At 71.2% G+C, this 16745-nt stretch carries 16 protein-coding genes and 1 pseudogene; 9 read left to right on the forward strand and 8 right to left on the reverse strand.

The genetic code is table 11. The features are described from left to right. Position 1: 1 nt before the first annotated feature. Positions 2-847: an exodeoxyribonuclease III gene (locus tag Q0P88_RS12145; RefSeq protein ID WP_295014493.1), complete on the forward strand. Its 846-nt coding sequence runs from the start codon at positions 2-4 to the stop codon at positions 845-847. Then, positions 847-1797 carry an HAD hydrolase family protein gene (locus tag Q0P88_RS12150; RefSeq protein WP_295014495.1) on the forward strand — a complete coding sequence of 317 codons (951 nt, stop codon included), beginning with the start codon at positions 847-849 and terminating at the stop codon, positions 1795-1797. Before Q0P88_RS12145 ends, Q0P88_RS12150 begins: the two co-directional genes overlap by 1 nt. Positions 1798-1861: 64 nt before the next feature. On the opposite strand, the gene Q0P88_RS12155 is transcribed toward Q0P88_RS12150, so the two are convergent. The 5 genes and pseudogenes from Q0P88_RS12155 to Q0P88_RS12175 all read right to left on the reverse strand — a co-directional run bounded on the left by Q0P88_RS12155 (position 1862) and on the right by Q0P88_RS12175 (position 4256). After that, positions 1862-2155 carry a HigA family addiction module antitoxin gene (locus tag Q0P88_RS12155; protein ID WP_295014497.1) on the reverse strand — a complete coding sequence of 98 codons (294 nt, stop codon included), beginning with the start codon at positions 2153-2155 and terminating at the stop codon, positions 1862-1864. Next, positions 2142-2405, reverse strand: coding sequence for a type II toxin-antitoxin system RelE/ParE family toxin (locus tag Q0P88_RS12160; protein WP_295014499.1), 264 nt, complete (start codon positions 2403-2405; stop codon positions 2142-2144). The genes Q0P88_RS12155 and Q0P88_RS12160 overlap by 14 nt, the downstream gene beginning before the upstream one ends. A 14-nt stretch (positions 2406-2419) precedes the next feature. Continuing rightward, positions 2420-3043, reverse strand: a complete 624-nt coding sequence (locus tag Q0P88_RS12165; RefSeq protein WP_295014501.1) for a dihydrofolate reductase family protein — start codon at positions 3041-3043, stop codon at positions 2420-2422. Positions 3044-3083: 40 nt separating this feature from the next. Continuing rightward, positions 3084-3773: a helix-turn-helix domain-containing protein gene (locus Q0P88_RS12170; RefSeq protein WP_295014503.1), complete on the reverse strand. Its 690-nt coding sequence runs from the start codon at positions 3771-3773 to the stop codon at positions 3084-3086. Positions 3774-3806: 33 nt separating this feature from the next. Then, positions 3807-4256: pseudogene (locus Q0P88_RS12175) on the reverse strand (VOC family protein). A 191-nt stretch (positions 4257-4447) separates the two neighbouring features. Here Q0P88_RS12175 and Q0P88_RS12180 point away from each other — a divergent pair. The 6 genes from Q0P88_RS12180 to Q0P88_RS12205 all read left to right on the forward strand — a co-directional run bounded on the left by Q0P88_RS12180 (position 4448) and on the right by Q0P88_RS12205 (position 10354). Further along, the gene (locus tag Q0P88_RS12180) at positions 4448-5704 is read left to right on the forward strand and encodes a sensor histidine kinase (protein WP_295014505.1); all 1257 of its coding nucleotides are present in this window, start codon (positions 4448-4450) and stop codon (positions 5702-5704) included. Beyond that, a complete protein-coding gene (locus Q0P88_RS12185; protein WP_295014507.1) occupies positions 5701-6396 on the forward strand; it encodes a response regulator transcription factor in 696 nt (231 codons plus the stop codon). The genes Q0P88_RS12180 and Q0P88_RS12185 overlap by 4 nt, the downstream gene beginning before the upstream one ends. Positions 6397-6416: 20 nt before the next feature. Then, on the forward strand, positions 6417-7604 hold the full coding sequence (locus Q0P88_RS12190; protein ID WP_295014509.1) for a benzoate/H(+) symporter BenE family transporter: 1188 nt from the start codon (positions 6417-6419) through the stop codon (positions 7602-7604). Positions 7605-7673: 69 nt separating this feature from the next. Beyond that, on the forward strand, positions 7674-8564 hold the full coding sequence (locus tag Q0P88_RS12195; RefSeq protein ID WP_295014511.1) for an ABC transporter ATP-binding protein: 891 nt from the start codon (positions 7674-7676) through the stop codon (positions 8562-8564). Further along, positions 8561-9679, forward strand: a complete 1119-nt coding sequence (locus Q0P88_RS12200) for an ABC transporter permease (protein ID WP_295014513.1) — start codon at positions 8561-8563, stop codon at positions 9677-9679. The genes Q0P88_RS12195 and Q0P88_RS12200 overlap by 4 nt, the downstream gene beginning before the upstream one ends. Positions 9680-9769: 90 nt before the next feature. After that, complete coding sequence (locus Q0P88_RS12205) at positions 9770-10354, forward strand: nitroreductase family protein (RefSeq protein ID WP_295014515.1); 585 nt, start codon at positions 9770-9772, stop codon at positions 10352-10354. A gap of 90 nt (positions 10355-10444) precedes the next feature. Here Q0P88_RS12205 and Q0P88_RS12210 read toward each other — a convergent pair whose 3' ends face one another. Further along, positions 10445-12241, reverse strand: coding sequence for a glycoside hydrolase family 15 protein (locus tag Q0P88_RS12210; RefSeq protein ID WP_295014517.1), 1797 nt, complete (start codon positions 12239-12241; stop codon positions 10445-10447). Positions 12242-12341: 100 nt separating this feature from the next. Here Q0P88_RS12210 and Q0P88_RS12215 point away from each other — a divergent pair, with 100 nt between their 5' ends. Further along, positions 12342-13712 carry a glucose-6-phosphate dehydrogenase gene (locus tag Q0P88_RS12215; RefSeq protein WP_295014519.1) on the forward strand — a complete coding sequence of 457 codons (1371 nt, stop codon included), beginning with the start codon at positions 12342-12344 and terminating at the stop codon, positions 13710-13712. Between the two features lie 100 nt (positions 13713-13812). On the opposite strand, the gene Q0P88_RS12220 is transcribed toward Q0P88_RS12215, so the two are convergent. Both Q0P88_RS12220 and Q0P88_RS12225 read right to left on the reverse strand, forming a co-directional pair. Continuing rightward, on the reverse strand, positions 13813-15276 hold the full coding sequence (locus Q0P88_RS12220; protein WP_295014521.1) for a nucleobase:cation symporter-2 family protein: 1464 nt from the start codon (positions 15274-15276) through the stop codon (positions 13813-13815). A gap of 99 nt (positions 15277-15375) precedes the next feature. Then, a complete protein-coding gene (locus tag Q0P88_RS12225) occupies positions 15376-16743 on the reverse strand; it encodes an 8-oxoguanine deaminase (RefSeq protein ID WP_295014523.1) in 1368 nt (455 codons plus the stop codon). Positions 16744-16745 lie beyond the last annotated feature (2 nt).

Raw genomic sequence — 16745 nt, forward strand, 5'->3', positions numbered from 1 at the left:
CATGCGCCTGGCCACCTGGAACGTCAACTCCATCCGCACCCGCGTCGCCCGCACCGTCGAGTTCGCCGTGCGGGAGGACATCGACGTGCTCGCGATGCAGGAGATCAAGTGCAAGCCGGAGCAGTTCCCGTACGCGCCGTTCGAGGAGGCCGGGTACCACGTCGAGGTGCACGGCCTGAACCAGTGGAACGGCGTCGCGATCGCGAGCCGCGCACCGATGACCGACGTGCGCACCGGGTTCGACGGCATGCCCGGCTTCGCGAAGGGGCACGAGGGGCCCGACGCCCCGCTCGAGGCGCGGGCGCTCGGCGTGACGGTCGAGGGCGTGCGGGTGTGGAGCCTGTACGTGCCGAACGGGCGCTCGCTCGACAATCCGCACCTCGCGTACAAGCTGCACTGGCTCGATGCGCTGCGCACCGCCACCGCCGCCGAGCTCGAGGCCGCACCGGGCCTTCCCCTGGCGCTCGTCGGCGACTTCAACATCATCCCGTTCGACGCGGACAACGGCGATCCGGACATCGTCGTCGGTCGTTCCACGCACGTCTCGCCCGAGGAGCGCGCGGCCTTCTTCGCCCTCGAATCGGCCGGGGTGCGCGACGTCGTGCGCCCGCTGCTCCCCGAGGGGTACACGTACTGGGACTACCAGCGCCTCAAGTTCCCGCGCAACGAGGGCATCCGGATCGACTTCGTGCTCGGATCCGATGCCCTCGCCGATGCCGTGCAGGGCGCGTCGATCCATCGCGAGGAGCGCAAGGGCGAGCAGCCCAGCGACCACGTACCCGTCGTCGTCGACCTGTCGTTCGGCGCCGCGGACGAGGACGACGATCTGCCGATGATCTTCGCCTGATGCCCGATCCGGGCTCGTCGAGCGATCCCACTCCAGCCCCGTCCCCCCAGGGGTCGTCGAGCGATCCCACTCCAGCCGACTCCCCCCAGGGGTCGTTGAGCGAGGACGGCGCAGCCGACCGAGACGAAACGCGGCACCCTCGGATCCGCCTCGTCGCGACGGATCTCGACGGCACGCTGCTCGACCCGTCCGGGCACGTCACGGCACGCACCAGGGCCGCGCTCGATGCCGCGCGCGCCGCGGGGATCGTCGTGGTGCCCGTGACCGCGCGGCAGCCGATCGGGCTGCGGGCGATCGCCGCAGAAGCCGGTTTCGACGGCTGGGCGCTGTGCGGCAACGGCGCCTACGGCATCCAGCTGACCACCCACGAGCAGCTCTTCGCCTCCGAGATCGCGGTGGCGGTGCAGGAGCGGATCGCGCGCGAGCTGGGGGCGAGGATCCCCGGGCTGCTGTTCGCGAGCGTGCGCGAGGCCGGCGAGGTCTTCGTCGCGCAGGAGGGATACGCCGAGGTCGCCACGCTCAGCGACCACAAGCGCGACCCGGCGTCGATGGGCTCCGCGCCGCTGTCCGCGGTGGTGGGGACCCCGAGCCTGAAACTCGTGATCCGACACCCCTCGCTCACTCCCCGAGAGATCTTCGCCACGTTGCGCGGACTCGATCAGACCGGATTCACCGCGACGCTCTCCGGAGCGCCGTTCGTCGAGGTCATGGCGGAGGGCGTGACGAAGGCCACCGGTCTCGCGCGCCTGTGCGCCCCGTTGGAGATCGACCGCACGAGCGTGGTCGCGTTCGGCGATGCGCTGAACGACGTCGAGATGCTGCGCTGGGCGGGGCTCGGCGTCGCGATGGCGAACGCCGTCCCCGAAGCCCTCGCCGCGGCGGACGAGATCACCGCCTCGAACGCCGACGACGGCGTGGCCGTGACGTTGGAGCGACTTCTAGGACTCTGATCCCGTCGTGCTCTGTTCCGGTGCCGTGACGTGGACATGGCGAAACGGGGCGAGTTGCTCCGCGTCAGGCGGGAACGAGACGCTCGACCCGCGCGAGCTCGGCGCCGTGCTCGTCGTGCTCCACTTCGATGTCGTAGTCGTTCTGGACATTGAGCCAGAACCGCTCCGGGAGGCCGAATGCCTGCGCAAGCCGCAGCGCAGTATCGGTGGTGATGCGCCTCTTGCCTCTGAGGATCTCGCTGATCAGGGTCTGCGATACTCCCGTTGCCTGAGCCAGGCGATATGCGCTGATACCGAGCGGTTCGAGGAACTCGGTGCGCAGCATCTCCCCTGGGGTGATGGGGTCATGCACCTTCATCGCGTTGTCCTTCCTCGTGGTAGTCGACGATCTGGACGTCGGCAGGCCCCGCAGCAGTCCAGATGAAACAGATCCGGTACTGGTCGTTGACACGGATCGAGTACTGACCTTCGCGATCACCGGAAAGCTTCTCCAACCGGTTTCCCGGCGGGATCCGCAGGTCGTTGATCGCCTCAGCGGCGTTGAGCAGTCGCAGCTTCTTCTGCGCCGCGCGCTGCAGGTATAGCTCGCCGCGTTCTCCGGATCTCACGTCGCAGAAAGGTTTCAGTCGCCGATCGTGCCGGTGCGGATCTCGCCGGGAGCGGGGGCGTAGCGCAGCAGCAGGGTGCCGCCGTCCCCGGTCTCGGCGCGCACCAGGCGGAGGTTGTGCGGCGTCGCGCCGTCGGGGAAGACCTTCTTGCCCCGTCCGAGCACGATCGGGTAGACCCACAGCTGCAGTTCGTCGAAGAGCTGCTGGTCGAGGAGCGTCTGCACGAGGTCGATGCTGCCGATGACGTGCACGTCCTCGTGGCGCTCGCGCATCGCCGCGATCTCGGCGGCGAGGTCGTCGCCCACCCGCGTGCTGCCCTGCCAATCGAGCGCGAGATCCCGGTCTCGCGAGGCCACGTACTTGGGGACCCGGTCGAAGAGCCGCCCGATGAACCCCTCCTCCCCCGTGGTGTGCTGGGGCCAGTAGCCCGCGAAGATGTCGTACGTGCGCCGGCCGAGCAGGAGTGCGTCGAGCGTTTCGAGGCCGTGCGCCACGCTGGCGCCGACGGCGTCACTCGGCAGCGGTGCCTGCCAGCCGCCGAACGGGAAGCCGTCCGAGGGATCCTCCTCCGGCCCGCCCGGCGCCTGGGCGACGCCGTCGAGGGTGGTGAAGAGGTCGATGATGATGCGGCCGGTCATGAGCTGTCCGTTCTTCCGGTGGTCGGATCCGTCGACGGTCTCAGGGACCGAGGAGCGGGAGGGGTGCGATGTGGAACGTGCGGGCGAAGCGGTCGAGGATCCGCTCGTCGCCGCGCACGACGGCGACGTGATCCTGCGCGACGGCCTCCGCGGGCGTCGCCTCGCCCCCGATGAGGCGGCGGATCCCCGGACCGGCGACGACGATCGCCTCCGGTTCGCCCGAGGGCGGGCCGGCTACGCCCGGCGGCCCGGCCGGCGCGAGCTGCGCGACGTGCAGCGCGCCGGAGCGCACGATCACCCGCAGCGCGACGTCGCCGACGTGCAGCTCGAGGTCGAGATCCGCGGCCCGCTCCGCCTGGAACGAGGTGCGCAGCGCCATCGTGAGCGAGTCCGCGGTGACGACATCGCCCTCGTGCGGATCGCCCATCGTCTGGAATCCCCAGCGCCCGAGGGCGAGCAGGATCGGCTCCAGGGCTCTGCCGTACGGCGTGAGCTCGTAGACGAGCCCGCAATTGTGCAGCGGGACGCGGCGCAGCACCCCGCCCTCCTGCAGCTCCCTGAGCCGCGAGGACAGGATGTTCGTCGGGATCCGGGGCAGCCCGCGCTTGAGGTCCGTGTAGCGGCGCGGACCGACGAGGAGGTCGCGCACGATGAGCATCGCCCACCGCTCTCCGATCAGTTCGACGGCGTTCGTCACGCCGCAGTACTGACCGTAGCTGCGTGCCGCCATGTCAGCGCCCGCCCGTCGTCCGGCCCGGGCGGGTCAGGCCGATGCTCCGTCCTGCTGCGCGAGGTACGCCTCGGGGCCGTTCTCGACCGCCTCGGGAGCCATGTAGAGGAATCCGAGCGAGTTGCCGTCCGGGTCGTCGATGTCGCGGGAGTACATGAAGCCGTAGTCCTGCGCCGGCCGGGGTTCGGCTCCGCCTGCGGCGAGGGCACGGTCCGCCGTCGCGTCGACGTCCTCGCGGGAGTCGCGGGTGAACGAGACCGAGACCTGCGCGACCTCATTCGGATCGGCGATGGGCTTGTCGGTGAAGGTCCCGAAGAACTCACGGGTCAGCATCATGAAGTAGATGTCCTCGCCCCAGACGACGCATGCGGCGTTGTCGTCGGTGAACTGCGGGTTGATCTAGCATCCGAGCGCGAGATAGAACGCCTTGCTCCGCTCGAGATCGGTGACGGGCAGATTCACGAAGACCTTCGTGTCAGACATGTCGACTCCTTCGTCGGTGCGATCGCGTCGGTCCCGACGGGCCCTGCTCCCGCGTCCGCTGCACTTAGCTTGTTAAAAACAAGTGAGCTTGTCAAGAGCAAGTGCAATCTTCCCGAGAGTGCCTGAGGGACCTCCGCGGGATCCCCCGCACGAAGGATGTCGGAGCGCGGACTCCCCCCTACGGTGGAGCCATGCCGTTCACCCGCACGCCGACCGCACGGGAGCTGCGCAGCGACATCGCCCTCGCCGCCGCTCTCTTCGTCGGCGGGATCCTCAGCGCGGCCCTCTCGAGCATCGCCCGGATCTACGGCGATCAGCAGGCCGAACCGTGGACGGCACTGCCCTACCTCGTCGCGGTCACCGCGCCGCTCGCGGTGCGGCGGCGCTGGCCGGCCCCTGTCGCGCTCGTCGTGGCGCTCGCGTACTTCGGCGCCGTGACCCTGAAGATCCCGGAGATGTACGTCGGCAACATCGCCGTCTTCATCGGGATCTACACGGTGGGCGCCTGGATGAACCATCGCAGGGCTGCGTTCGTCACCCGCGCGGGGATCATCCTCGGCATGGCGATCTGGCTCGTCGTCGTGATGTATCGCGGCGCGCTGGAACAGGCGGGCAAGGCCGATCTCATGGCGGGAATGCTCTCCCCCTACGTCGCCGTCATGATGCTGCAGGTGCTGCTGAACGCGCTCTACTTCGGCGGCGCGTACTACTTCGGCGAGCGCAGCTGGGCAGCGGCGCAACAGCGCGCGGCCCTGGAACAACGCACCAGGGAACTCGAACGCGAACGGGAGCGCAGCGCCGCGCAGGCGGTGGCGCTCGACCGGGTCAGGATCGCGCGGGAGCTGCACGACGTGGTCGCCCACCACGTCTCGGTCATGGGCGTGCAGGCCGGGGCCGCCCGCGTCGTCATCCCGACTGATCCGGCCGGCGCGGCCGCGATCGTCGCCGGTATCGAGGACGCGGCGCGGGATGCGATCCGGGACTTCCGTCATCTGCTCGACACGCTCCGAGCCCCCGGAGACGAGGAGGACGCCTCCTCGACGGTCGGCGTGGACGACGTCGCCGCGCTCGTGTCGGCGTCGACCGCGGCGGGCCTCCCCGCCCGGATCCAAGTGATCGGCACGCCCGTGCCCGTCCCGCGTCTCACGGCGGTCAACCTGTACCGGATCGCACAGGAGTCGCTCACCAACGCCCGCCGCCACGCCGGGCCCGATGCGGAGGCGGACGTGCGGATCCGCTACGAGCAGGGCGAGTCCGGCGCGACCGTCGAGCTCGAGGTGGTGAACTCCGGGCGGATCGTGCCCGCCGTGCGTGCGGGTCTGGGCCTGCTCGGCATGCGCGAACGGGCGGCGGCGTCGGGCGGGACGATCGAGCTGGTCCCCCGCCCCTCCGGCGGTTTCCGGGTGCGCGCGACGCTGCCGGTCGGCGAGACGGAGGTCGCGGGATGACGGATCCCATCCGCGTGCTGCTCGTCGACGACCACGCCATGCTGCGAGCCGGGTTCCGCACGATCCTGGGCCTGCAGCCCGACCTCGCCGTGGTCGGCGAGGCGGCGACGGGCCCGGAGGCGGTCGCCCTGGCCGCGACGCTGCGCCCGGACGTCATCACGATGGACGTGCAGATGCCCGACATGGACGGGATCGAGGCGACCCGCCGGATCCGCGCCGACGGTCGGATCCACGCCGCCGTCGCGATCGTGACCACGTTCGACCGGGACGACTACCTCTTCGACGCGCTCGACGCGGGGGCGAGCGGATTCCTCCTGAAGAACGCGGGCCCGGAGGAGCTCGTCGCGGCCGTGCGCGCTCTCGCGGCGGGCGACGGCATGCTCGCACCCGAGGTCACCCGTCGCGTGCTCCGCCGCTTCGCCCCTTCCGCCGCCGAGCGGGGCGGGTCCGCCGAGCGGTCAGGACAGCCCTCGCGCGCGCTGCCCTCGGCGGACCTCCCCGAGCCGCTGACCGATCGCGAGCGCGAGGTGCTGCGACTCGTCGCCGAGGCGTGGAGCAATGCCGAGATCGCCGCCGAGCTCTACATCGGCGAGGCGACGGTGAAGACGCACGTGTCCCGGATCCTGCAGAAGCTCGGCGCCCGCGACCGCGTGCAGGCGGTCGTGCTCGCGCACCGGCTGGGCCTGACCTGAGGCGCCGATACTCTCGACCCATGCCCGAAACCACGCCCGTCCCGGTTCCGACCCCCGGTCGTGCGATCATCGCCGGGATCGTGACCGCCCTCGTCGGGTTCACGAGCTCGTTCGCGGTGGTGCTCACGGGCCTGCACGCGGCCGGTGCGACCCGCGAGCAGGCCGCGAGCGGTCTGCTCGCGCTGAGTCTCACGATGGGCGTGGCGTGCACCGTGCTCGCCGCGCGGTACCGCATGCCGATCACCGCCGCCTGGTCCACCCCTGGCGCGGCGCTGCTGGCCGCCGGAGGGGCCGTGGAGGGAGGCTGGCCGGCCGCCGTCGGCGCGTTCCTCGTCGTCGCCGCGCTGATCCTGCTCACCGCCCTCGTCCCGCGGATCGGCACGCTCATCGCCGCGATCCCTCCCTCGATCGCGCAGGCGATGCTCGCCGGCGTGCTGCTGCCGCTGTGCCTCGCGCCTTTCACCGGCCTGGCGGCCAACCCCTGGGGCGTCGTCCCCGTGCTGCTCACCTGGCTCCTGTTCGCCCGTTTCGCGCCGCGGTGGGCCGTGCCTCTCGCGTTCGTGACGGCGACGATCGTGATCGTGATCGGGATCGCCCGGAGCGGGGCCGCGGTCGACGCCGCAGCGCTGCTCCCGCGGCTCTCCCCGACCGTTCCCACGTTCACGCTCGGGGCGCTGATCGGCCTCGCGCTGCCGCTGTTCATCGTCACGATGGCGTCGCAGAACGTTCCGGGCGTCGCCGTCATGCGCAGCTTCGGCTACGAGGTGCCGTGGCGCCCCGCGATGCTCGTGACGGGTCTCGGCTCGGCGGCGGGAGCGGTCGCCGGCGGCCACGCGATCAACCTCGCGGCGATCAGCGCGGCCCTCGCCGCGTCCCCGGACGCCGAGCCCGATCCGCGGCGCCGGTGGGTCGCGGGCGTCTCCACCGGGGTCTCCTACCTCGTGCTGGGTGCCTTCTCGGCGGCCTTCGCCGCGCTCGTCGCGCTCGCACCCGCGGCGGTGATCCCTGCGGTGGCGGGCGTCGCCCTGCTGGGCGCGTTCGGATCGGCGGTGCAGCAGGCCATCGACGATCCCGGCGAGCGCATCCCCGCGGTCGTCACATTCCTCGTCGCGGCGTCCGGCGTCGCCTTCTGGGGTGTGAGCGCGGCGTTCTGGGCGCTGCTGGCGGGGCTGGTCGTGCGCGGCGTGCTGCACGTCGGCCGGCGCTGAGAGGATCCGTCGCACGGATCCGTCGCGCGGGGGATGCCCCGCCGCACGCGCTCCCGCTACCGTCGGGGCATGACAGGGCTCCTCGATCTGACGGGCGTGACCAAGAGCTACGGCTCGCGGCGCGTGCTCGACGACATCACCTTCCGCGTCGCGCCAGGGCGGCTCACCGGTTTCGTGGGCGGGAACGGCGCGGGCAAGACCACGACCATGCGGATCGTGCTGGGGGTGCTCGCCGCGGACGGCGGGGAGGTGCGCCTCGACGATCACCCGGTGACCGAGGGCGATCGCCGACGATTCGGCTACATGCCCGAGGAACGAGGCCTCTACCCCAAGATGAAGGTGCTCGACCAGGTCGCCTACCTCGCGCGGCTGCACGGCTTCGGCAAGGCGGAGGCGAACGCCCGGGGCGCGGCCCTGCTCACCGAGCTCGGGCTCGGCGAGCGCCTGACCGACACGATCGAGTCGCTCTCCCTGGGCAATCAGCAGCGCGCGCAGATCGCCGCGGCGCTCGTGCACGACCCCGAGGTGCTGATCCTCGACGAGCCGTTCTCGGGCCTCGATCCCCTCGCGGTGGACGTCGTCGCGGGCGTGCTGCAGACGCGCGCCGCCCAGGGGGCGTCCATCCTGTTCTCCTCGCACCAGCTCGACGTCGTCGAGCGGCTCTGCGACGACCTCGTCATCATCGCCGGAGGCACGATCCGCGCCTCAGGATCGAGGGAGCGCCTGCGCGCGCAGTTCTCGCAGCCCCGGTACGAGCTGGTCACGGACGGGGACGCCGGATGGGTCCGCGCGGAACCGGGCGTGTCCGTCGTCGACTTCGAAGGCGGCACCGCGGTCTTCGACGCCGACGCGGCGGACGCACAGCGGATCCTCCGTACGGCACTCGAGCGGGGAGCCGTCCGCTCGTTCTCCCCGCAGCACCCGTCCCTCGCGCAGATCTTCAAGGAGGTCATCCAGTGAGCAACGTCACCGGCCCCGCCGGCACCCCCAGCGGCGCCCTCTCGTCCGGGGCGGGCATCCTGCTCGTCGCCGAACGCGAGATCGGATCCAAACTGCGCAGCAAGGCGTTCCTCGTCTCGACCGGCATCCTGCTGCTCATCGCCCTCGCCGGCGTGCTCATCGGCGGCTTCCTGAGCCAGAACACCTCCGAGACGAAGATCGCCGTGACCGCGGAGACCGCGTCCGCGGTCGAGGGGATGCCCGGGCTCGCGGTGACCCGCGCGGCCGACCCCGCCGCCGCCGAGAAGCTGGTGCGCGAGGAGAAGGTCGAGGCGGCGCTCGTGCCGAGCCCCGGCGACACGACGTTCGGCTACACGGTCGTCGCGCTGCACAGCGCACCGAGCGAGGTCGCGTCGCTGCTGGCGAAGTCCCCGAAGGTCACGATCCTCGAGCCCGACACGACCAATCCTCTGCTGCGCTACCTCGTCGCGATCGGGTTCGGCGTCGTGTTCCTCATGGCCGCGTCCACGTTCGGCGCGACGATGGCGCAGAGCGTCGTCGAGGAGAAGCAGACCCGCGTGGTCGAACTGCTGCTCGCGGCCATCCCGGCGAAGGTGCTCCTGGCCGGCAAGGTCGTCGGCAACACGGTGCTGGCGATGGCGCAGATCCTCCTTCTCGCCGCGATCGGCGTCGTCGGGCTCATCGTGACGGGTCAGAACACGGTGCTGCAGGGCCTCGGATCCCCGCTGCTGTGGTTCGCGGTCTTCTTCCTTCTCGGGTTCGTGCTGCTCGCCTCGCTGTTCGCGGCCGCCGCGGCGATGGTCTCGCGGCAGGAGGACATCGGATCCACGACCATGCCGATCACGATGCTCGTGATGGCGCCGTACTTCCTCGTGATCCTCTTCAACGACAATCCCGTGGTCATGACGATCCTGTCGTACGTGCCGTTCTCGGCCCCCGTCGCGATGCCCGTGCGCCTGTTCGTCGGGGACGCGCAGTGGTGGGAGCCGCTCGTGTCGCTCGTGATCCTGCTCGTCGCGTGCGTCGCCGCGATCCTCCTCGCGGGGAAGATCTACGAGAACTCGCTGCTGCGGATGGGCGGGCGCGTGAAGCTCCGGGAGGCGCTGCGCGGCTGACGGGAATATTCACGCGAATGGATTGTTCTTCGTGAGGTGCGGACGACGGGGTCCGACGGCCCCTGTCACCTTCCGAAAGGTCTCATCGCGATGAGCACTCCCGCCCTCGACCGCACCGCGGTCACCGAAGCTCCCATCCTCGACGTCCTCGCCGAGCGCTGGAGCACCCGCATCTTCGACGCGCAGGCGACGATCGACGAAGCCGCCCTGTCGAGCGCGCTCGAGGCCGCCCGCTGGGCTCCGACGGCCGCCAACACGCAGCCCTGGCGCGTGATCGTCGCCCGCCGCGGATCCGAGCAGCACGCCACGATCGTCGCCTCCCTCGCCGGGTTCAACGCAGCCTGGGCGGGCGACGCCGCCGCCCTCGTCGTCTTCGTCGCCGAGACCACCCGCGACGACCAGCCGATGCCGTGGGCCCTGTACGACACGGGCCAGGCCGCCGCGCACTTCACGGTGCAGGCGCACGCCGACGGACTGTCGACCCACCAGATGGGCGGCTTCGACCGCGACGCGATCTCGGCCGCCTTCGGCCTCGGCGACGCGTTCACCCCGATCTCGGTCATGGCCGTCGGCGAGCTCGGCGACATCCGCACCGCGTCCGAGGAGCTGCAGCAGCGCGAGAACGCCCCGCGCACGCGCCGCCCGATCGCCGAGTCGCTGATCGTCAACGCCTGACACCCGGCACCGGGCAGGGCGCCCCGCGCCCTCGACGAAGAACGGCCGTGACCTCCGCCATCGAGCGGATCACGGCCGTTCTGCGTCGGATCAGCGCTTGCGGTGGCGCCCTGCGGCGAGCGCGTCCGCGGCCCGGACGAGCGACAGGTGCGAGAACGCCTGCGGGGTGTTGCCCACCTGCCGCCGACCGATCGGGTCGTATTCCTCCGACAGCATGCCGACGTCGTTTGCGAGGGAGCACAGCCGGGTCATGAGCGCTTCGGCATCCTTCCTCCGCCCGGTGACCGCGTACTGCTCGACGAGCCAGAACGAGCAGGCGAGGAAGGGGTGCTCCCCTCCCCGCAGACCGTCGACCCCGCTGGTCGTCCGGTAGCGCAGGAGCAGGCCGTCGCGCATCAGATCCTTCTCGATCTGGGCGACGGCGCCGAGCATGCGCGGATCGTCCGGCGCGCAGAACCCGGTGCGCGGGATCAGTAGCAGGGCGGCATCGGTCTCGTCCGTGTCCTCGTGCTGCACGAAGCGCCCGTCGCGTACCCCGCGCTCGTCGATCTCGGCCTTGAGGCGGTCGCGCAGTCCGCGCCAGTGTTCGACCGGTCCGTCCAGGCGGTCCTCCTCGACCGCACGGACGCCCCGGTCGAACGCCGCCCAGAGCATGACCCGTGAGTGGGTGAACAGGTGCGGATCCGCGCGGATCTCCCACATGCCGTTGTCCGGGCGGTCCAGCTCCTGCTCCGCGTGGCGCAGCAGCATCCGCTGCAACGACCACGAGCGGGGCGATTCGCCGAGTCCCGCGCGCCGCGCCGCCGCGAGCGTGACCATGACCTCGCCGATCACGTCGGCCTGATACTGCTGGGCCGCGCCGTTGCCGACGCGCACGGGGGTCGAGTGCGCGTAGCCCGGCAGGGACCACAGCTCGCGCTCGAGGAGGTCGCGCTCCCCCGCCAGCCCGTACATGATCTGCACGTCGGCCGGATCCCCGGCGACGGCGCGCAGCAGCCAGTCCCTCCAGGCGAGGGCCTCGGTGCCGGGGCCGTGGGCGAGCAGGGCCTCGAGCGTCAGGGCCGCGTCGCGCAGCCAGACGAACCGGTAGTCCCAGTTGCGCTCGCCGCCGAAGTCTTCCGGGAGTGAGGTCGTCGCCGCCGCAGCGATGCCGCCGGTCTCCCGGTTGGTCAGCGCGCGCAGGATCAGCAGGGAACGGCGCACCTCGGCGCGGAACGGGCCCGTGTGCCCGATCGCGGCCGCCCAGTCGTGCCACCAGCGCTTCATCGCCCGATCCGCCTCGTCGGCGTCCAGCGCGGGCGGGGCAGGGCGATAGGAAGGGAACCAGGTGAGGACCAGTTCTCGGGACTCCCCCTCCACCACGTCGACCTCGCCGGTGTGACTGCGTCCGTGCGGATGCAGCGCCGCACCGCGCACCACCACGGCGTCGGGTCCCGCCGTCGCGGTGAGCTCCGGCGCCGCCGCGGTTCCCGTCTGTCGCACCCAGGGCACCGCCCGCGCGTAGTCGAAGCGCAGTCGGAGCTCCTGCACGAACCGCACGCTGCCTCGCACGCCGGTGATCCGCCGCACGACGTCGGTGCGCTCGGCCCCCGTCGCCCCGTCCGGGCCGATCGGCATCCACTCCCACACCTCGGCGATGCCCTCGCTCGTCTCCCACCGGGTGCAGAGGCCGAACGTGTCGTCGTCGTAGTGCCGGGTCGCGGTCGCGAAGGGGTCGGCGGGTCGGAGGCTCCAGTGCCCGTGCTCCTCGTCGCCGAGCAGGGCGCCGAAGAATGACGGGGCGTCGAGCCGCGGCGCGCAGAGCCAGTCGATGCTGCCGTCGCGGGAGACGAGCGCGGCGGTGCGCGAATCGCTCAGCAGCGCGTAGTCCTCGATGGGAACGGTCACCCTTCGCAGTCTGGCACGGCGCGGGTCGCCCATCTTATGGAAGCGCCGAGCGGGCGCGCCATCCCTCGCCGGGTCCGCTCTCTGCTCGTATCGTGAGCACATGACGACCCCGACCACCCTGCTCATCCTCGGCGCCTCCGGCGACCTCACCTCCCGCCTGCTGCTGCCCGCGATCGCGCAACTGCTCCAGCAGCAACCGGAGCGCGAACTGATCCTGCGCGGCGCGGGGTCCGACGACTGGTCGGCCGAGCGCTGGCAGAAGGCGATCCACGACGCCTTCGCGACCGTGCACGCCGAGGATCAGGTGCATCGGGTCGACGGCAGCACCTACGTGCAGGCGGACGTCACCGACCGCGCCGCGCTGTCCGCGCTCGTCGAAGGCGTCGACGGCGGGCTCGTGCTGTACTTCGCGCTGCCGCCGGCCGTCACCGCGGCCGCGTGCGAAGTGCTGCTCGACGTGACGCTGCCCACGGGGACCGTGCTCGCCCTGGAGAAGCCGTTCGGGAAGGACGAGCACACCGCCGCCGAGCTGAACGAGCTCGTGACGCGGATCGTCCCCGAGAACCAGGTCTTCCGAGTGGACCACTTCCTCGGCCGGTCGACCGTGCTCAACATCATGGGCGTGCGGTTCGCGAACCGTCTCGTGGAGCCGGTCTGGTCGGCGGACCACGTCGAGTCGGTGCTGGTGCGCTACGACGAGTCCCTCGCCCTCGAGAACAGGGCGCGCTACTACGACAAGGCCGGCGCGCTCGTGGACATGATCCAGAGCCACCTGCTGCAGGTGCTCGCGATCCTCGCGATGGAGCAGCCGGCCGACCTGGACGAGATCGACCTGCGCGACGCGATGGCCGCCGCCCTGCGTGCGACGAGGATCTGGGAGGACGATCCCCGGGGATCGACCCGGCGCGCCCGGTACACCGCCGGGACGAGCGGCGACCGCCCCGTCCCCGCCTACACGGACGAGGACGGGGTGGATCCGTCCCGCAACACCGAGACCCTCGCCGAGATCACGTGCGAGGTGCAGACGGCGCGCTGGGCCGGCGTGCCGTTCACGCTGCGCAGCGGCAAGGCCCTCGCGGGACGGCGGGCCGAGATCGTCGTGACCTTCCGGCGCGTGCGGCACCTGCCGGGCGGCTTCACCGGCCTGCCGACCGACGGCGGCGTGCTGCGGTTCACGCTCGGCCCCGACCGCATCGACCTGGAGCTGAACGTGAACGGCGGCGACGACCCCTTCGCGCTGCGCCGGGAGACCCTGTCGACACCGCTCGGCGAGGGCACGCTGCTCGCCTACACCGAAGTGCTCAGCGAGATCCTCGACGGGGACGTCGCGCTCTCGGTGCGCGCGGACGCGGCGGAGCAGTGCTGGCGGATCATCCAGCCGGCGATCGACGCCTGGCGCGCCGACGAGGTCGTGCTCGAGGAGTATCCGGCCGGATCCCTCGGCCCCGCCGACTGGGCGACGTCGGCCTGAGACGACGTCGGCCCGAGACGACGTCAGCCGGAGACGACCTCAGCCCGAGACGACGACGGGCCGCCTCCGGTGCGGAGACGGCCCCTCGTGTCGCGGAAGATCAGTGCGCGGGGTGCTCGACCGCGACCTCGTTGCCGTCGCGGTCGACGATCCGGCCGTCCACGACCGAGTCGCCCTCCTCGAACGCGTCCAGGTACGCGACGGGGATGCTCCGGGTCGGCGCCGAGACGAACGCGTTCTTGCGCGCGACGCTGCCGAGGTGGTTGAACAGCAGGTTCAGCAGGATCGCCGTCACCGCCGCGGAGCTGATGCCCGAGTGGAAGATCGTGACGAACCAGGCCGGCATCTGCGCGTAGATCGTGGGGACGGCGATCGGCAGCATGCCGACGGCGATCGAGGTGGCGACGATCACGAGGTTCATGTTGTCGCGGTACTCGACCCGGGCGAGCGTGCGGATCCCGGACGCCGCGACGGAGCCGAACAGCACGAGCCCCGCGCCGCCGAGCACCGGTGTCGGGATCGCTCCGACGACGCGACCCAGCACGGGAAGCAGACCGAGGATCACGAGCACGCCACCGCCCGCGGTCACCACGAAGCGGCTCTTCACGCCGGTGATCGCGACGAGGCCGACGTTCTGCGCGAACGCCGACTGCGTGAAAGTGCCGAAGATCGGGGACACCGCGCTGGAGAGCATGTCGGCCCGCAGGCCCGCGGCGATCCTCTTGGAGTCGACCTTGGTGCCGACGATCTCACTCACCGCGAGGATGTCGGCGGTGGTCTCCGTGAGCGTGACGAGGATCACGATGAACATCGAGATGATGCCCGCGATCTCGAACGTCGGCATCCCGAACCCGAACACCTGCGGGAGGGCGAAGATCGGACCGTCGCCGACGGAGCTGAAGTCGGCCTTGCCGAGGAAGACCGCGACGATCGTCCCGATCACGATCGACAGCAGGATCGCGAGTCGCGAGATCGCTCCGACGGGGATCTTGCTCAGGACGAGGACGATGACGAGCGTGATGCCTGCGAGCATGAGGTTCTCCGGCGAGCCGCCCTTCGCGCCGCCCGTGTTCTCCCCCGTGCCCATGATCCAGCCTGCGGCGACCGGCAGCAGGCTGAGTCCGATCGTGGTGATCACCGTGCCCGTCACGACCGGGGGGAAGAAGCGGATCACCGTCGCGAAGACGGGCGCGATCAGCAGCCCGATCACGGATGCGGCGATGACGGAGCCGAACACGGCGGGCAGCCCGCCGCCGGTCGTCACGATCGCGCCCATGGTGGCGACGCCCGAGAACGACACGCCCTGCACGAGCGGAAGCTGGGATCCGAAGAACGGGACGCCCACCGTCTGCAGGATCGTCGCCAGGCCGCCCATGAACAGGCACGCCGCGATGAGGACGCCGATCTCCGTGGCGGACAGCCCCGCCATCTGCCCGATGATGAGCGGGGGCGCGATGATGCCGCCGTACATCGTGAGCACGTGCTGGATGCCGTAGCCGATCGTCGCGCCGATCGGGAGTCTTTCGTCTTCGGGCCGTGCGGCCGGGTTCTTCTGCTTCGTCATGGTCGACCTCTTCGTCGGGGGTGGTTGTGTCGGGGAGTCGGGGATTCGAGTTGTCGAGGTTGTCTCGGGGGTGTTGCCGGAGTCTTCTCGTGGCGCGGATCAGGTGGTGCGCGCGAGCAGGCTCCGCGCCGCCTCGCTGTGCTGGGCGATGAGGCGCGGCACGTCGAGGCCTTCGATGCGGCCGTCCACGACGCGCCACACACCGCCGACCATGACCCGGTCGGCGCGGTCGGCCCCGCACAGCAGGAGCGCCGCCACCGGGTCGTGGCTGCCGGAGAAGCGCAGCTCGTCGAGGGTGAACATCGCCAGATCGGCCTGTGCGCCCGGCGTGAGCACGCCGATGTCGCTGCGGCCGAGGGCACGGGCCGACCCCTGCGTCGCCCAGTCGAGGGCGCGCTCGGGCGTGACGGCGGCGGCGCCGTAGCGCAGGCGCTGCAGGTAGAGCGCCTGACGCACCTCCTGGATCATGTTCGATCCGTCGTTCGAGGCGGATCCGTCGACGCCGAGGCCGACCGGGACGCCGGCCGCCTCCAGTTCGACGGCGCGGGCGATGCCGCTCGCGAGGCGCATATTGGAGGTGGCGCAGTGCGAGACCGCGGTGCCCGCGGCACCCAGGCGCGCGATCTCCGCATCGTCGAAGTGGATGCCGTGGGCGAGCCAGGCGCGGTCGGACAGCCAGCCGACGCTCTCCAGGTAGTCGACGGTGCGCAGCCCGAATCGCTCGCGGCAGAAGTCCTCCTCGTCGATCGTCTCGGCGAGGTGCGTGTGCAGGCGGACGTCGAGCTGTTCGGCGAGAGCCGCCGTGTCCCGCATGACGCCGGTCGTCACGGAGAACGGCGAGCACGGGGCGAGTCCGATCTGCACGACGGCGCCCGCGCCGCGCTCGTGATAGGCGCCGACGAGACGCTCGCTGTCGGCCAGGATCGCCTCGGCCTCCTGCACGGTGCTCTGCGGGGGAAGACCGCCGTCCTTCTCGCCGAGCGACATGGATCCGCGGGTCAGCGTGGCGCGCATGCCGAGACGGCGGACGACGTCGACCTGCACGTCGATGCCCTCTTCCAGGCCGTTCGGGAACAGGTAGTGGTGGTCGGCCGCCGTGGTGCAGCCGCTCAGCAGCAGCTCGGCGAGCGCGACGGTCGTCGCGATTTCGAGATCCCGCGGGGTGAGCCCCGCCCAGACGTCGTAGAGGCCCTTGAGCCAGCCGAAGAGCTCGGCGCTCACGACCGGGCGCCAGGCGCGCGTGAGGGTCTGGTAGAAGTGGTGGTGCGTATTGATCAGGCCGGGCACGATCACGTGCCGCGAGGCGTCGAAGACCTCGTCGACCGCGGTCGCGGGCGCGGCGCCCCGGGCGACCTGCTCCACGATCCGGCCACCGGCGACGACCAGGCCGCCGGCCGCATCGGCGTCGTCGCCGGTGTGGATTCCGAGCGGGTTCTTCAGCCAGAGGCTGCGCTGCGGTACGGACATTC

Origin of the sequence: uncultured Microbacterium sp. (assembly GCF_945952435.1) — a bacterium.
GTDB lineage: Bacteria > Actinomycetota > Actinomycetes > Actinomycetales > Microbacteriaceae > Microbacterium.

Coding starts and splice junctions, on each gene's coding strand:
- Q0P88_RS12180 (WP_295014505.1), top strand. CDS start 4,448: ATGCCGTTCACCCGCACGCCGACCGCACGGGAGCTGCGCAGCGACATC.
- Q0P88_RS12155 (WP_295014497.1), bottom strand. CDS start 2,155: ATGAAGGTGCATGACCCCATCACCCCAGGGGAGATGCTGCGCACCGAG.
- Q0P88_RS12185 (WP_295014507.1), top strand. CDS start 5,701: ATGACGGATCCCATCCGCGTGCTGCTCGTCGACGACCACGCCATGCTG.
- Q0P88_RS12190 (WP_295014509.1), top strand. CDS start 6,417: ATGCCCGAAACCACGCCCGTCCCGGTTCCGACCCCCGGTCGTGCGATC.
- Q0P88_RS12150 (WP_295014495.1), top strand. CDS start 847: ATGCCCGATCCGGGCTCGTCGAGCGATCCCACTCCAGCCCCGTCCCCC.
- Q0P88_RS12215 (WP_295014519.1), top strand. CDS start 12,342: ATGACGACCCCGACCACCCTGCTCATCCTCGGCGCCTCCGGCGACCTC.
- Q0P88_RS12165 (WP_295014501.1), bottom strand. CDS start 3,043: ATGACCGGCCGCATCATCATCGACCTCTTCACCACCCTCGACGGCGTC.
- Q0P88_RS12170 (WP_295014503.1), bottom strand. CDS start 3,773: ATGGCGGCACGCAGCTACGGTCAGTACTGCGGCGTGACGAACGCCGTC.
- Q0P88_RS12205 (WP_295014515.1), top strand. CDS start 9,770: ATGAGCACTCCCGCCCTCGACCGCACCGCGGTCACCGAAGCTCCCATC.
- Q0P88_RS12225 (WP_295014523.1), bottom strand. CDS start 16,743: ATGTCCGTACCGCAGCGCAGCCTCTGGCTGAAGAACCCGCTCGGAATC.
- Q0P88_RS12195 (WP_295014511.1), top strand. CDS start 7,674: ATGACAGGGCTCCTCGATCTGACGGGCGTGACCAAGAGCTACGGCTCG.
- Q0P88_RS12145 (WP_295014493.1), top strand. CDS start 2: ATGCGCCTGGCCACCTGGAACGTCAACTCCATCCGCACCCGCGTCGCC.
- Q0P88_RS12220 (WP_295014521.1), bottom strand. CDS start 15,276: ATGACGAAGCAGAAGAACCCGGCCGCACGGCCCGAAGACGAAAGACTC.